This window comes from Rhodococcus sp. 2H158 (assembly GCF_053764755.1).
The window spans coordinates 54,144-69,227 of the sequence record NZ_JBSNCE010000019.1 but is presented as its reverse complement, the minus strand read 5'-3'; the positions used below and the strand labels follow the sequence as shown (position 1 = coordinate 69,227).

14 protein-coding genes and 1 pseudogene are annotated in these 15,084 nt (G+C 71.8%); 12 read left to right on the top strand and 3 right to left on the bottom strand.

Annotated elements, in window-relative coordinates:
- Positions 1-5: 5 nt before the first annotated feature.
- Complete coding sequence (locus ACWPOB_RS19085) at positions 6-962, bottom strand: hypothetical protein (protein ID WP_455401784.1); 957 nt, start codon at positions 960-962, stop codon at positions 6-8.
- Positions 963-1,078: 116 nt separating this feature from the next.
- On the opposite strand from ACWPOB_RS19085, the pseudogene ACWPOB_RS19080 reads away from it, so the two are divergent.
- From ACWPOB_RS19080 to dprA, 9 genes and pseudogenes are all read left to right on the top strand, one after another.
- Positions 1,079-3,445, top strand: a pseudogene (locus ACWPOB_RS19080) (Tex family protein).
- 147 nt (positions 3,446-3,592) lie between these two features.
- Positions 3,593-4,498, top strand: coding sequence for a hypothetical protein (locus tag ACWPOB_RS19075; protein WP_006944315.1), 906 nt, complete (start codon positions 3,593-3,595; stop codon positions 4,496-4,498).
- 85 nt (positions 4,499-4,583) lie between these two features.
- Complete coding sequence (gene rplS / locus ACWPOB_RS19070; protein WP_003939017.1) at positions 4,584-4,925, top strand: 50S ribosomal protein L19; 342 nt, start codon at positions 4,584-4,586, stop codon at positions 4,923-4,925.
- 108 nt (positions 4,926-5,033) lie between these two features.
- Positions 5,034-5,792, top strand: coding sequence for a signal peptidase I (lepB, locus tag ACWPOB_RS19065; protein ID WP_050036344.1), 759 nt, complete (start codon positions 5,034-5,036; stop codon positions 5,790-5,792).
- Positions 5,789-6,487, top strand: a complete 699-nt coding sequence (locus ACWPOB_RS19060; RefSeq protein ID WP_100058188.1) for a ribonuclease HII — start codon at positions 5,789-5,791, stop codon at positions 6,485-6,487. Before lepB ends, ACWPOB_RS19060 begins: the two co-directional genes overlap by 4 nt.
- A gap of 37 nt (positions 6,488-6,524) precedes the next feature.
- Positions 6,525-6,839 carry a DUF2469 domain-containing protein gene (locus ACWPOB_RS19055; RefSeq protein WP_003939014.1) on the top strand — a complete coding sequence of 105 codons (315 nt, stop codon included), beginning with the start codon at positions 6,525-6,527 and terminating at the stop codon, positions 6,837-6,839.
- A gap of 216 nt (positions 6,840-7,055) precedes the next feature.
- Positions 7,056-7,412 carry a YraN family protein gene (locus ACWPOB_RS19050; protein WP_455401783.1) on the top strand — a complete coding sequence of 119 codons (357 nt, stop codon included), beginning with the start codon at positions 7,056-7,058 and terminating at the stop codon, positions 7,410-7,412.
- Positions 7,412-8,920, top strand: a complete 1,509-nt coding sequence (locus ACWPOB_RS19045) for a YifB family Mg chelatase-like AAA ATPase (RefSeq protein WP_455401782.1) — start codon at positions 7,412-7,414, stop codon at positions 8,918-8,920. The genes ACWPOB_RS19050 and ACWPOB_RS19045 overlap by 1 nt, the downstream gene beginning before the upstream one ends.
- Complete coding sequence (gene dprA / locus ACWPOB_RS19040; protein WP_455401781.1) at positions 8,917-10,041, top strand: DNA-processing protein DprA; 1,125 nt, start codon at positions 8,917-8,919, stop codon at positions 10,039-10,041. Before ACWPOB_RS19045 ends, dprA begins: the two co-directional genes overlap by 4 nt.
- Before the next feature lie 3 nt (positions 10,042-10,044).
- Here the strand turns inward: dprA and ACWPOB_RS19035 are convergent, their stop codons facing one another.
- On the bottom strand, positions 10,045-10,281 hold the full coding sequence (locus tag ACWPOB_RS19035; RefSeq protein ID WP_455401780.1) for a hypothetical protein: 237 nt from the start codon (positions 10,279-10,281) through the stop codon (positions 10,045-10,047).
- A 145-nt stretch (positions 10,282-10,426) separates the two neighbouring features.
- Between ACWPOB_RS19035 and ACWPOB_RS19030 the strand changes: the two genes are divergently transcribed.
- Positions 10,427-11,209 carry a siderophore-interacting protein gene (locus ACWPOB_RS19030; protein ID WP_455401779.1) on the top strand — a complete coding sequence of 261 codons (783 nt, stop codon included), beginning with the start codon at positions 10,427-10,429 and terminating at the stop codon, positions 11,207-11,209.
- Between the two features lie 6 nt (positions 11,210-11,215).
- On the opposite strand, the gene ACWPOB_RS19025 is transcribed toward ACWPOB_RS19030, so the two are convergent.
- Positions 11,216-12,376: a multidrug effflux MFS transporter gene (locus ACWPOB_RS19025; RefSeq protein WP_455401815.1), complete on the bottom strand. Its 1,161-nt coding sequence runs from the start codon at positions 12,374-12,376 to the stop codon at positions 11,216-11,218.
- Positions 12,377-12,473: 97 nt separating this feature from the next.
- Between ACWPOB_RS19025 and ACWPOB_RS19020 the strand changes: the two genes are divergently transcribed.
- A complete protein-coding gene (locus ACWPOB_RS19020; RefSeq protein ID WP_455401778.1) occupies positions 12,474-13,400 on the top strand; it encodes a tyrosine recombinase XerC in 927 nt (308 codons plus the stop codon).
- A 243-nt stretch (positions 13,401-13,643) separates the two neighbouring features.
- A complete protein-coding gene (locus tag ACWPOB_RS19015) occupies positions 13,644-15,047 on the top strand; it encodes a nucleotide-binding protein (protein ID WP_455401814.1) in 1,404 nt (467 codons plus the stop codon).
- Positions 15,048-15,084 lie beyond the last annotated feature (37 nt).

Genomic DNA, 15,084 nt, shown 5'->3' with positions numbered 1-15,084 from the left:
CACGGTCAGTGCGCGCCGGCGCCGCCGAACACCGTGCGGACCACCTCGGTGACCGTGTCCCGCGCGTGCTGCGCGCTCGCATCCCCGGTCACGTCGAACAGTGCCGTGTCCGGCAGATCGGCCCACCGGTCGTCGCCGTCGTCGTAATGCACGAGTTCGCGGGCGAGCACCACCAGCACATACCGCTCGTCCTCGCCGACGAACCCCGTGGACAGGTGGATCCAGCGCCCGTCGAGGCAGCACATCCAGCCCTGCTTCACGCCGAGTCCCGTCGTGTCGGCCAGCCCGTCCGGCAACCCGAAATGCTGGTCGTACCCGTCGGTGCCGACAGGAGCGGCGGCACGCAGGTGCCCGACGATCGTCGCGCGGCCCCACTCGTCCAGCCCGCCCGTGCCGTCGAGCAGGTCCGCGTACCAGGTGATCAGGTCCGACGCGGTGGTGACGGTGTTCCACCACAGCCCGTCCGCGGGCGCGACGGTGCCGGTGAGCGCGTGCCGCGCGGCGGTGCGCTCGACGATCTCCGAGTCGCCGTGCCGGAACCACAGGTCGTTCGCCGCCGAGTCGTCCGACGACTCGAGCATCGCGGTGATCCGGTCGTAGTCACTGCCGCCGAGCGGCAATTCGCCGGTCGCCGCCCGGTACAGCAGGTCGTCGGCGATGAACAGCTTGGCCACCGACGCGGTCTCGATCGGCACGTCGACGCCCCCGACGACCCGGCGCCCGGTCCGACGATCGAGCGCGGCGAGCGTCACGTCGGCGCCGCGTCCGGCGGCGGTCGCCGCCGCGGCCGTCATCCGGTCGGGCAGCGAACCGAGCGGTTCCAGCGGGCCCGGGGACTCGACGGCGGCGGCCGGCAGGGCGACCGGCGACACGACCGGCTCCGGGCCGCACCCACCCACCGTCGCTGCCGTCAGCAACGACAGCGCCAGCACCGCCCAGCGGCCGCCGCGCACCCGGGACATTCCCACGCTCCTGTAGTCGATTGTCGGGCGAACTCGCCCCACCGTCCACCTCGGAGGCGGGCGCGCCCACGCGCGTCACCGAGGGCGGAGGAAGGATAACGGTAGGGTCGACCGCTGTGACGACCGCTCTCAAGACCGTGAATCAGCGCATCGCCGAGGAACTCGACGTCCGGGAAGGTCAGGTCGCCGCGGCGGTCGACCTGCTCGACGGCGGCGCAACGGTGCCGTTCATCGCGCGCTACCGCAAGGAGGTCACCGGCGCGCTCGACGACGCCCAGCTCCGGCAGCTCGAGGAACGCCTGCGATACCTGCGAGAGCTCGACGAGCGCCGCACCGCGGTGCTCGAATCCATCGAGTCGCAGGGCAAGCTCGACGACGAGCTGCGCACGCAGATCCTCCTCGCCGACACCAAGGCCCGGCTCGAGGACATCTACCTGCCGTTCAAGCCGAAGCGGCGCACCAAGGCGCAGATCGCGCGGGAGGCGGGCCACGAGCCTGTCGCCGACGCCCTCATCGGCGACCCCGCCACCGATCCCGCGCAGTACAGCGCCGAACAGCTCGACGGCGCCCGCGCCATCCTCGTCGAACGCTTCGCCTAGGACGCCGACCTCGTCGGCGAACTGCGTGACGCGATGTGGACCCGCGGACAGCTGAAGTCCACCGTGCGTCCCGGCAAGGAAACCGAGGGCGCCAAGTTCGCCGACTACTTCGGCTTCTCCGAGCCCTTCACCGACCTGCCCTCGCACCGCATCCTCGCGGTGCTGCGCGGCGAGAAGGAAGAGGTGCTCAGCCTGTCGCTCGAGCCGGACGCCGAGGAACCCGAGCCCGGGCAGCGCACCTACTTCGAAGGCCGCATCGCCGCCCGCTTCGGCATCGCCGACGAGGGCCGGCCCGCCGACAAGTGGCTCCTCGACACCGTCCGCTGGGCGTGGCGCACCAAGCTGCTGGTCTCCCTGGCCCTCGACACCCGCATGCGGCTGCGGCAGTCCGCCGAGAAGGACGCCGTCGACGTGTTCGCCGCCAACCTGCGCGACCTGCTGCTCGCGGCCCCCGCCGGCACCCGGCCGACGATGGGACTCGACCCCGGCTTCCGCACCGGCACCAAGGTCGCCGTCGTCGACGCCACCGGTAAGGTCGTCGCGCACGACACCATCTACCCGCACCAGCCGCACAACAAGTGGGACCAGGCCCTGGCCACCCTCGCGCGGCTCGTCGCGCAGCACGGGGTGGAACTGATCGCGATCGGGAACGGCACCGCCTCCCGCGAAACCGACGCCCTCGCCACCGAGCTGATCGCCAAGTCCGGCGCCACGAATCTCACCAAGATCGTGGTGTCCGAGGCCGGCGCGTCCGTGTACTCGGCGTCGGCGTACGCGTCGAAGGAACTGCCGGACCTCGACGTGTCGATCCGCGGTGCGGTGTCCATCGCCCGGCGCCTGCAGGACCCGCTCGCCGAGCTCGTCAAGATCGATCCCAAGTCCATCGGCGTCGGCCAGTACCAGCACGACGTGTCCGAGACGATGCTCGCCCGCTCCCTCGGCGCGGTCGTCGAGGACGCGGTGAACGCCGTCGGCGTGGACGTCAACACCGCCTCGGTGCCGTTGCTCGCCCGGGTGTCGGGCATCGCGTCGTCCCTCGCGGAGAGCATCGTCGCCCATCGAGATCAGCACGGCCCGTTCCGCACCCGCAAGGCCCTCACGGACGTGCCGCGCCTCGGCCCGAAGGCGTTCGAGCAGTGCGCCGGCTTCCTGCGGATTCCCAACGGCGACGACCCGCTCGACACCTCGAGCGTGCACCCCGAGGCGTACCCGGTGGTGCGGCGCATCGTCGAACGGAACGGCGGCGACGTGCGCGAGCTCATCGGCAACACCGCGGTGCTGCGCCGGCTGCGGCCGGCGGAGTTCGTCGACGACCGCTTCGGCCTGCCCACCGTCACCGACATCATCGCCGAGCTCGAGAAGCCGGGCCGTGACCCGCGCCCGGAGTTCAAGACCGCGACGTTCGCCGCCGGCGTGGAAAAGGTCGCCGACCTGAAGCCCGGCATGGTGCTCGAGGGTGTGGTCACCAACGTCGCGGCGTTCGGCGCGTTCGTCGACGTCGGGGTGCATCAGGACGGCCTCGTGCACGTGTCCGCGATGTCCCGCAGCTTCGTCCAGGACCCGCACGACGTCGTCAAGTCCGGCGAGGTGGTCAAGGTCAAGGTGCTCGACGTGGACGTGCCCCGGCAGCGGATCAGCCTGACGCTGCGCCTCGACGACGAGATCCCCGCCCCCGATGCCCCCGCCGGCGGTGCCGACCCGCGCGGTCCGCAGGACCGCGGCGGGCGCCGGCCCGGCGGCCAGCGGCAGGGTGGGAAGCGGCAGGGCGGACAGGGACAGGGCGGACAGGGGCAGGGCGGCCGTCGCGGCGACCGTCGCCAGGACGCCGCGCCCGCCGCCGGATCGATGGCGGACGCGCTGCGGCGCGCCGGATTCGGCAAGTAGATGCTCCCCGGGCCGCGCCGACTACCGGCGCGGCCCGCTTCCTGACATCCTCGGGAGCATGCAGCCCACGGTGACGACCGGCCGCGCGCCGAAGGACCCGCTCCGCCTCGTCGACGGCGTTCCGAGGGCGATCACGCGGTGACTGCGGTGACCGAGTGGCTGCAGCGCGAGATCATCGAGCGCGGGCGGCTGCCGCTGCTGTTCTTCCTGCTCGGCTTCCTCCTCGCGTTCCTCTTCATCCGGTTCAGTGTCCGCATGATCCGCGCCCAGGTGCGCTGGTGGCCCGGCAATGTCACCCCCGGCGGGCACCACGTGCACCACGTGGTGTTCGGCGTGGTCACCATGGTGATCGCGGGCGGGTCCCTGATCGCGGTCTACGAGGACGGCACGCAGACCACCGGAGCCGCCCTGGCCACGCTCTTCGGCATCGGGACCGCGCTCGTGCTCGACGAGTTCGCCCTGATCTTCTATCTCAACGACGTGTACTGGGAGCAGGAGGGACGCGTCTCGGTGGATGCGGTCTTCGTCGCGATCGCCGTCACCGGCCTGGTGCTGCTCGGCCTGCAGCCCCTCGAATTCGCCGACGTCACCAACTTCCGGGAGGACCCGTCGTGGGTCACCCGCACGCTGATCGCCCTTTCCGCGCTCGCAAATCTCGCCCTCGCGGCGGTCGTGCTGGCCAAGGGCAAGATCTGGACGGGCCTGATCGGCCTGTTCGTCTTCCCGCTGCTGCTGATCGGTGCGGTGCGCCTGTCGCGGCCCGGTGCCCCCTGGGCGCGGTGGCGCTACAGCGGCAAGGTCCGCAAGATGCGCCGCGCGATCGAACGCGAGAGGCGCTATCGGCGCCCGGTGATCCGGGCGAAGATCTTCGTACAGGACCTCGTCGCGGGCAAACCGACGATGGACACCGTGCACGGGGCCGTCGAGCACTCCCGCGTCGCCGCCGAAGCCGAACTGGCCCGCACGGTGCACGCCGCGCCCCCGCCGATTTCCGCCACCCCGGCACCGTCTGGCACAATTGACGGGTTGCCCGGCTCGGGCACGCATACCTGACCTGGGCACGAACCAGTCGAGCACCGCCTTCCGGCGGATGCCGCTCGGTTCCTCTGCTCATGCGAACAAGCGAGGATGACAACCGATGAACACCCTGGACTTCCTGGACGCCAAGTCCCTGCGCGACGACATTCCGGACTTCCGTGCCGGCGACACCCTGAACGTGCACGTGAAGGTCATCGAGGGCTCCAAGGAGCGCGTGCAGGTCTTCAAGGGCGTCGTGATCCGTCGCCAGAACGGTGGCATCCGCGAGACCTTCACCGTGCGCAAGGTGTCGTTCGGCGTCGGCGTCGAGCGGACCTTCCCGGTGCACAGCCCCAACCTCGCGAAGATCGAGGTCGTCACCCGCGGTGACGTGCGTCGCGCCAAGCTGTACTACCTGCGTGAGCTGCGTGGCAAGGCCGCCAAGATCAAGGAAAAGCGCTGACCTCGTCGCGCTGACCGCCAGGCCCCGAGTAGCCCGGTCCGGATTCGTTCCGGGCCGGGCTACTCTGATTCGGTGGCAGATTCATCGCGAGACCCGGCCGTGCCGGAGATGCAGCAGCGCAGCACCGACGACACGCCCGAACGCGATCGGAAACAGGACAAGAAGGAGAAGTCGTTCCTGCGGGAACTGCCCGTCCTGATCCTCGTCGCACTTGTGCTGAGCTTCCTGCTCCAGACCTTCGTCGCGCGGGTCTACCTCATCCCCTCGGAATCGATGGAACCCACGCTGCACGGCTGCCCCGGCTGCACCGGCGACCGGATCGTCGTCGAGAAGATCGGCTATCGCTTCGGCGACCCCCGGCCCGGCGACGTCGTGGTCTTCCGTGGCCCCGACTCCTGGTCCACCGGCTACGTCTCCACCCGCTCCGACAACGTCGTGATCCGCGGCGTGCAGGAGGTCGGATCCCTCGTCGGACTCGTCCCGCCCGACGAGAACGACCTCGTCAAGCGTGTGATCGCCGTCGGCGGGCAGACCGTCGAATGCTGCGACGACCAGGGCCGCGTCCTCGTCGACGGCAAGCCCCTCGACGAGCCGTACATCGAGATGGACTTCCCGTTCACACCCGGCGTGGTCACCTGCGAGACCGAGGTGCGCTCGGGCCGGTGCTTCGGGCCGGTCACCGTGCCGGACGGTCACATCTGGGTCATGGGCGACAACCGCTCCAACTCCGCGGACTCCCGCTACCACGTCGCCGACGAGAACCAGGGCACCATCCCGATCGACAACGTGATCGGCAAGGCCCGGTTCATCGTCCTGCCGCCGTCGCGGTGGGGCACCATCGATTCCCCGGAGATCCAGCAACCGTGACGTCGTGGCCGCCGCGTGCCGTGATCCGCAGGTCCGCGGGCCTGCGCACCATGGAATCGACGCTCGTGCGGTGCGGGCTCGGGCCGGTCGCGGGTGTCGACGAGGCGGGCCGCGGCGCCTGCGCCGGGCCGCTGGTCGTCGCCGCCTGCATCCTCGATCCCAAACCGCACCCGTCGCTCGCGCGCCTCGACGACTCCAAGAGGCTCACCGAGAAGACCCGCGAGGAGTTGTTCCCGATCATCCGCCGTCGCGCGGTGGCGTGGAGCGTGGTGATCGTGCCGGCGGCCGAGATCGACGGCATCGGCGTGCACGTGGCCAACATCGAGGGCATGCGCCGTGCGGTGATGCGGCTGTCCGTCGCGCCCGGGTACGTCCTCACCGACGGCTTCCGGGTGCCCGGCCTGCCGGCACCGTCACTGCCGGTCATCGGCGGCGACGCCGCGGCGGCCTGTATCGCGGCGGCGAGCGTGCTCGCAAAGGTCACCCGGGACCGGATCATGGTCGACCTCGACGGCGAACTGCCCGGCTACGGCTTCGCCGTCCACAAGGGCTACAGCACCCCCGCGCACATGGCGGCATTGCGGGACCTCGGCCCCAGCCGGGAGCATCGGCTGCGGTACGCCAACGTTGCCGCCCTCCTCGGCGACGACCCCGGCCACGGCCGATTCGGCTCCGACGAGGCGGATGCGGGATGATGGATCAACACACCAGAACGGGAGGACACCGAGACCGATGAGTGCCGAGGATCTCGAGAAGTACGAAACCGAGATGGAGCTCTCGCTGTACCGGGAGTACCGGGACATCGTCGGTCAGTTCGCGTACGTCGTGGAGACCGAGCGACGGTTCTATCTCGCCAACGCGGTCGAACTGCTGCCGCACAACTCCGGGGGCGAGGTGTACTTCGAGGTGCGCATGTCCGATGCGTGGGTGTGGGACATGTACCGCCCCGCCCGCTTCGTCAAACACGTCCGGGTCATCACCTTCAAGGACGTCAACATCGAAGAGCTCGACAAGCCGGACCTGCGCCTGCCCGACAAGCTGGGGTAGCGCCCCCTACATCCGGCACGTGGCCGAATGTCACATTCCTTCGATCCGATCGAAGCGGTGTGACATTCGGCCACGTGCCGTTCCGGGCCCTATCCGCGTCGGCCGAAGTTGTCCACACCCGGCGAGTTCATCCACAGATTTCGCGATCCGGCCCGGTGCGGACCGCGGAGGACCTTCGCGTGGCGCACAGTGGTCGCCACACAGGGAGGGACGGGGATGGGACGCAATCAGCAGGTGGGGGCGATGGGGGAGGACCTGGCGGCCGAGTTTCTCGAGTCGGCGGGCATGGTGGTGCTCGCGCGGAACTGGCGCAGCCGGTACGGGGAACTCGATCTGATCGCCGAGGACGGCGACACGGTGGTGTTCGTGGAGGTCAAGACCCGCACCGGCCTCGGATACGGCACGCCCGCCGAGGCGGTGACCGCGGTGAAGGCGGACCGGATCCGCCGGCTGGCCGCGTTGTGGTTGTCCGGCCGGCAGCAACGGTGGCGGCGGGTGCGGGTCGACGTGGTCACGGTGCTGCTCCCACAGCGGGGTGAACCCTTGATCACCCACCGGCGGCAGGTGCTGTGATGGCGCTGGGGAAGGCGTACTCGGTGGCCGTCACGGGGGTGGACGGGCAGGTCGTGGAAGTCGAGGCCGACATCGGCCGCGGCCTGCCGGGAGTGAAGATGGTGGGCCTGCCCGACACCGCGCTGCAGGAGTCCCGGGATCGGGTGCGCGCGGCGGTGACGAATTCCGGTGGTGAGTGGCCGGATTCGCGGGTGGTACTGGCCCTGTCGCCGGCGACGCTGCCGAAGGTGGGCAGCGTCTACGACCTCGCCCTGGCGTGCGCGGTGCTCAATGCTGCCAAGTCGATTCCGCCCGAGGGGGTTTCGCGGACGGTTCTGCTCGGAGAGCTGGCGCTCGACGGCCGGGTGCGGTCGGTGCGCGGGGTACTGCCGGCGGTGCTGTCCGCCAAACGCGCCGGGTGGGAGCGGGTGGTGGTCCCGGCCTCCACGATGTCCGAGGCCGGGCTGGTCGACGGCATCGACATCTACGGGGCGGACACCCTCACCGAGGTGGTGCTGTGGCTGCGCGGAGACGGCCCCCTCGAGCGGCCCGGTCCCCGGCCGGTGGGGGAGCGGCCGGGGCGGGCGGACATGAGCGAGGTGGTCGGTCAGCACGAGGCGCGACGGGCCATCGAGATCGCCGCCGCCGGCGCGCACCACCTGATGCTCACCGGCCCACCCGGCATCGGGAAGACGATGCTCGCCCAGCGGCTTCCCGGGGTGCTGCCGGAGCTGACGGAGGAACAGGCGCTCGAGGTGACCGCGATCCACTCCGTCGCCGGAACCCTGTCGGCGGACCGGCCGCTCATCACCGACCCGCCGTTCATCGCTCCGCACCACACCGCCTCGGTCAGCTCGCTCGTCGGTGGGGGCAGCGGCATGGCCAAACCCGGTGCGGTCAGCCGTGCACACCGTGGTGTGCTGTTCCTCGACGAGGTCGCCGAGATGGGCACCAAGGCGCTCGAGGCGCTGCGGACCCCGATCGAGGACGGCGAGGTGCGGATCGCCCGCCGCGACGGCGTCGCGCGCTATCCGGCGCGGTTCCAGCTCATTCTCGCCGCCAACCCGTGCCCGTGTGCCCCGCCGCGCGACGCGGACTGCGTGTGCCCGCCCACCGCCCGACGTCGCTACCTGGGCAAGCTGTCGGGTCCGCTGCTGGACCGGGTGGACCTGCGGGTCCGGATGGAATCGGTGGCCACCGGCGCCCTGATGGGGGAGGCGGGCGAGAGCACCGAGGACGTGCGCGCCCGGGTGGCCCGCGCCCGGGCCGCGGCGGCGGACCGGTGGGGCGCGCACGGATGGAGCACCAACGCCGAGGTGCCCGGCCCTGCACTCCGGCAGAAGTTCCGCCTGCCCGCCGCGGCGCTCAAGCCGGTCGAATGGGCGCTGCGGAAGGGGGCGATCACCGCCCGTGGGGCCGATCGGGCGTTGCGCGTCGCCTGGACGTTGGCGGACCTGGCCGAACTGGACGCACCGGGTGAGGTGCAGGTGGCGGCGGCGCTGGATTTCCGGGATCGGGGGACGGCGTGAGCGCGGCGGAGGCGCGCCGGCTGGCGTGGGCGTATCTGTCGACGGTCGCCCAGGGGGCGTCGCGGATGCTGAATGCTGCGATCGAGGCTGACGGCCCGGAGGCGGTCGCCGCGGCCGTGCGCGACGGCTCGATCGGCGGCGCGTTACGCCGGCGCACCGCCGCACGTGCCCATCTCGACACGGCGGCGCAGGATCTGGAACTCGTCGCGCGGCTGGGTGGACGGTTGGTGACGCCGGACGACGCGGAGTGGCCGGCGTGGCAGTTGCTGGCGTTCGACGGGCTCGACGGCGCGGACACCGACGCGGCGCCGGTGGCGTTGTGGGTGGTGGGTCGGCGGCGCATCGACGAGCTGGTCGAGCGGTCCGTCGCCGTGGTCGGCACGCGTGCGGCGAGCGGCTACGGGGAGAACGTGACCGCGGAGATCGCCGGGGACCTGGCGATGGACGGGTGGGCGGTGCTGTCGGGGGCGGCCTTCGGGGTCGATGCCGCGGCGCATCGGGCGGCGCTGGGGGTCGGCGGCGCGACCATGGCGGTGCTCGCGTGCGGGGTGGACCGGGCGTATCCGGCGGCGCACACCGGGTTGCTGCGGCAGATCGCCGAGCACGGGGCGGTGGTCAGCGAGTATCCGCCCGGGACGGTGCCGGCGCGGTTCCGGTTCCTGGCCCGCAACCGGCTGGTCGCCGGGCTCGGCGGAGGTGTGCTGGTGGTGGAGGCGGGGTGGCGCAGCGGGGCGCGGAACACGGCGGCGTGGGGGCGGCGGCTGGGGCGGCCGGTGCTGGCGGTTCCGGGGCCTGTGACGTCGGCGGCGTCGCAGGGCTGTCATCGGATGATCCGGGAGCAGGAGGCACGGCTGGTGGGCACCGCGCGCGAAGTGGTCGAGGAGATCGGCCCGATGGGCGTGAGCGACGACGGCGACGGGCGGTGGGCGCGTGCGCTCGACGGGCTCTCGGGCGACATGGCGGCCGTGTACGAGGCCCTGCCGGCGGTGGGGGCGGTGTCGGCGCAGCAGCTGTCGGAGGCGTCGGGGCTGCTCGTGGAGCGGGTGCGGGCGGCGTTGCCGCTGCTCGAGCTGGAGGGACACGTGCAGCGGGAGGGGGCCGGATGGTCGCGCAGCGCGTGAGGGTCAGGACTGCTCGTGCCCGCGCAGCTCCTCGGCTTTGGACAGGATGGGCTTGTAGTACTTGTCGCCGAGCACCTTCGTCACCTGGGCCGCGAGCTCGGTCTCCCCGGTCTGGAGCAGGATGTACTCGAGTTCGGCCAGCTGTGCGCCGATCGTCTCGCGCCGGCGGTCCGTGTCCTCGAGGGCGCCGACCAGGCTGGTCAGGTACTGCGACGTGACGGTGTTCATCGTTTCTCGCATACCGCAACGATGGCGGAATTCCGTCGCGATTTCGGCGGATCGGGCGATCCCGGTGGTGCCACCGCGAGGCGGTGCTGTGGCTGCGGCCAGCCGGCACGCGTAGGCTGCAATAGTTAGGTAAGCCTGAGCAAATACGGAGGTGGGCGTGGCCCCGAAGACCCCGCGATCGACGACCCTGACGGTGACGGGCAGCGAACGCCTGACCCCGCACCTGGTGCGGGTCCACCTCGGCGGTCCCGGGTTCGATGAGTTCGAACCCGGCCCGTACACCGACTCGTACGTCAAACTCGAGCTGGACGCAGGCGGCGAGACGGTCCTGCGCACCTACACGGTGCGGGCCGTGGACCCGCGGGCCAGGCAGATCGCGATCGACTTCGTCGTCCACGGCGATCACGGTGTCGCCGGACCCTGGGCGGCGTCCGTCCGGCCGGGGCAGACCGTCGTGGTCCGCGGGTCGGGCGGCGCCTACCGCCCCGATCCGGAGGCCGACTGGCACCTGCTCGCCGGTGACGAGACCGCGATACCGGCCGTCGCCGCGGCGCTCGACGCCCTGGCGCCGGACGCGCTGGGCCGGGTGTTCCTCGAGGTCGCCGGCGCCGCCGACGAAATCGACCTCGCGGCGCCCGCCGGGGTCGAGGTCACCTGGCTGCACCGCGGCTCCGGCGCCGGGGCCGTCGGGTCGGACCTCTCCGGCGCGAACGCGCCGCTCGTCGCCGCGGTGACCGGCGCCGAGTGGCTTCCGGGAGATCCGCACGTGTTCATCCACGGCGAGGCGGAGACCGTCATGCACCACCTGCGGCCGTACATCCGCAAGACCCGCGGGGTTCCGGCGGCACGCGCGTCGATCTCCGGGTACTGGCGGCGCGGCCGCAGCGAGGAGGGCTTCCGGGAGTGGAAGCGCGAACTCGCGACGGTCGAGGCGCGGTGAGGGTGCTCAGGCGCGCTCGCGGGTGAGGGTGAGCAGCGCGGTCATGGACAGCGCGGCCGAGATCGCTATCGCCAGCGCCATCGGCAGCGCGGTGTCCTCCCCGCCGAGCCCGACCAGCGGCGACACCAGGGCGGCCAGGCCGAACTGGGACGCGCCCATGACCGCCGAACCGGTGCCCGCGGCCTTCGGTACCTGCCCCTGCGCCAGCGCCGTCGCGTTGCCCATGACGAAGCCCAGGCTGGAGACGACGAGGAACAGCAGCGGCAGCACCAACCAGCGGTTCGTGTCGGCCACCAGGACCGCGAGCACCAGCAGCACCCCGGCGGCCAGCATCTGGGTCACGCCGTAGCGCAACAGGTTCCGCACCTCGAAGCGGCCGATGAGCCGGGTGTTGACGATGTTGCCTGCGACGAGGCCCACCGAGTTGACGGCGAAGATCAGGGAGAACTGTCCCGGTGTCATGCCCAGGACCTCCTGGACCACGAACGGTGACGCGGAGATGTACGAGAACATGGCGCCGAAGCCGAGCGCGAACGTCGCGGCGTAGCCCACGAACCGCCGGTTTCCGATCACCGTGCCGAAGTTGCGGGCGAGCGTCTCCAGGCCCCCGCTGTGGCGTCGCTCGGGCGGCAGGGTCTCCGGGACGACCGTGAGCACGGCGACGATCATCAGCACGGCCAGGCCCGTCAGGACCCAGAATATGCCACGCCAGCCGATGGGCCCCAAGAGGACGCCGCCCAGCAGGGGCGCGACGATCGGTGCCACACCGCCGATGATCATCATGATGCTGAACAGGCGGGCGGCCTCGTTGCCGCGGGCGCGGTCCGCGATCACCGCGCGCGCCAACACGATTCCCGTGCCGCCGCTGAAGCCCTGGATCAATCGTGCCGCGATGAGCACCTCCACCGTCGGTGCCGTCGCGCACAGGGCGCTGCTCAGGGCCAGGACGACGGTGCCCGCCAGCAGCAGGCGGCGCCGGCCCCACCCGTCGGAGAGCGGGCCCACGATCAGCTGCCCGACACCCAGGCCGGCCATGAACGTGGTGAGAGTGAGCTGGATACCGACCGTGCTGGTGCCGAGGCTCTCCGACATGACCGGCAGTCCGGGCAGATACATGTCGGTGGCCAGAGGCGCGGTGGCGGAGAGCAATGCCAGTCCGAACAGCATCGGCAACGGAATCGTTTTACTCACGAACTAACCTTAGTGTGCCCTCGGTCGGCGTGTTCGGTTGCGTGGGCGGTGCCCACGGCGCACGGTGACGGCCATGGACACCGCGCTGCCGCCGCCCCTCGCCGTGCACCTCGAGGAGTTCGTCGAGCACCTCGACCTGCAGGGCGGCCGGTCGGCCCACACGATCCGCGCATACACCACCGACATCCGCACCCTCCTCGCCCACCTCGAGGCCGGCCACCCGGATGCGCGGATCGCCGACCTCACCCTCGAGGTGCTCCGCTCCTGGCTCGCCGGCCAGGTGGCGAGTGGCGCCGCCCGTACGACCCTGGCGCGGCGCACCTCCTCCGCCCGCACCTTCTGCGCGTGGCTCGCTCGCACGGGCCGGCTCGACCACGATCCCGCGGCGCGGCTGGCATCGGCCCGCACCCATCGCAATCTCCCGCCGGTACTGCGTGCCGACCAGGCATGTGAGGTGATGACCGCCGCGGAAGCCGGTGCGCGCGAGATGGAGCCGGTGGCGCTGCGGGATCGGCTCGTGCTGGAACTGCTGTATGCGACGGGTATCCGGGTCGGTGAGCTGTGCGGGCTCGACGTCGACGACGTCGACACCGAGCGCAGGGCGCTGCGCGTGCTCGGCAAGGGCAACAGGGAACGGACCGCGCCGTACGGGGCGCCCGCGGCCGCCGCGCTCGACGCGTGGCTACGCACCGGGCGGCCCGCCCTCGCGCGCCCGGATGCGGGGCCCGCCCTGCTGCTCGGCAAACGCGGCGGCCGGCTGGGCCCGCGCCAGGTCCGTACCGTGGTCCACGAGACCGTGGCCGCCGTCCCCGGCGCCCCGGATCTTGCGCCGCACGGGCTGCGGCACAGCGCCGCAACACACCTGCTCGAGGGGGGCGCCGACCTGCGGGTGGTGCAGGAGCTGCTGGGGCACTCGAGCCTGGCGACGACCCAGCTCTACACCCATGTCTCGGTAGCACGGCTGCGTGCGGCGCACGAACAGGCGCATCCGCGGGCGTGACCTGCACGCGGCGACGGCCGCGCCGTGACCTGCGCGCGGCGACGGCCGCGACGCGGTTTGGTACGGTCGCCGCCGCATCTGCTGTGCAATCCGGGGGGATCAGTGGCATACGACGAGTCGACGCACGCTCTGCCTGCCTGGCTTCGGGACGAGCCGACGCCCGACCCGGCGCCGACCGGTCGCCGGGGCAGGCGACGGGGGAGCGACCGGACGGTCGGGGCGCCCGTCGAGGCCGAGCCGCCCGTGCAGCCGCCGGCGGCGGCCGAGCCGGTTCGCCTCCCGGCCCCGGTGCCGTCGGTTCCGTTCGGCATGCCACCACGACGCCGTCCCGACTCCGTGCCCGAACCGCCGGTCGCCGAGGCGGCGGTTCCTGAATCGACGGTCGCCGAACCCGCGATCCCCGAACCGGCGGCCACCGAGCCGGCGGCGACCGAGCCGGCGGTCGCCGAATCACCGGTAGCCGAAGCCGCGGCCACCGGGCCGGCAACCGTCGACGGTCCGGAAGAGGCCGTGCCGCCGAGTGATCCGGCGGAGCGTCGCCCCGCCGAGCCCGTGCCGGCTTCGCCGGAGTCCGGCTCGGAACCCGAAGAGGTACCCCCGCAGATGTCGGAAGATAATGCGGCGCAGCCTTGTTCGATCACATCCGCGTCGTCGTCCCGAGAGTTCTCGTCGGAGCCCGACGCGCCGGAGCCTCGGCCGTCGAACCTGGACCTGACCTCCGGTGCGCTCGTCCGGCGGTCCCGTCGCACCCCGGTGACCGGCTGGCGGCGCAGCGTGCACCGGCTCACCGGAGGAATCCTCGCGCCCGGCGAATCGGCCGACGAGGCACACAGGCGTGAGCTCGTCGACCGGGTCCGGCAGCCGATCAGCGGCGACTACCGGATCGCCGTGCTCTCCCTCAAGGGCGGTGTCGGGAAGACGACGACCACCGTCGGGCTCGGCGCCACGTTCGCCTCGTTGCGGGGAGACTGTGTGATCGCGGTCGACGCGAATCCCGACTTCGGCACGCTCGCACAGCGGGTGCCTCAGCAGACCGAGTCCACGGTGCGTGACCTGCTCGCCGCGGCCCCGCGGATCTCCCGCTACTCCGACGTCCGCGCGCACACTTCCCAGGCACCGAGCCGCCTCGAGGTACTTGCGAGTGAACGCGACCCGGCCGTGTCGGAGGCGTTCAGCGAGGACGACTACCGTCGGGTCGTCGAGATCCTGCGGGTGTACTACAACGTCGTCCTCACCGACTGCGGAACGGGCATCATGCATTCGGCCATGCGTGGTGTGCTCGCCCTCGCCCACGCCCTCGTGCTGGTTGCGTCCCCGGCGATCGACGGGGCCCGGAGCGCCGCGGCGACCCTCGACTGGCTGCAGCACCACGGGTTCGGGGCGCTCGTCGAACGCACCGTCGTGGTGATCAGCGCTGCCCGGCCCGGGGCCACCAACATCGACATGGAGGCTGTGACGGGACACTTCCTCGCGCGGTGCCGGGCCGTGCAGGTGGTGCCGTTCGACGAGCACCTCGCCGAGGGGGCCGAGATCGACCTCGGCCTGCTCCGCCCGGCCACCCGCCGGGCCTTCCTCGAGCTCGCCGCCATGGTCGCCGACGACTTCGCGACGGTATCGGGGCGGCACGCCGCCGACCGTCGCGCGTAGCGGTGCGGAGCCGCGACCTGGCCGACCGTCGCGCGTA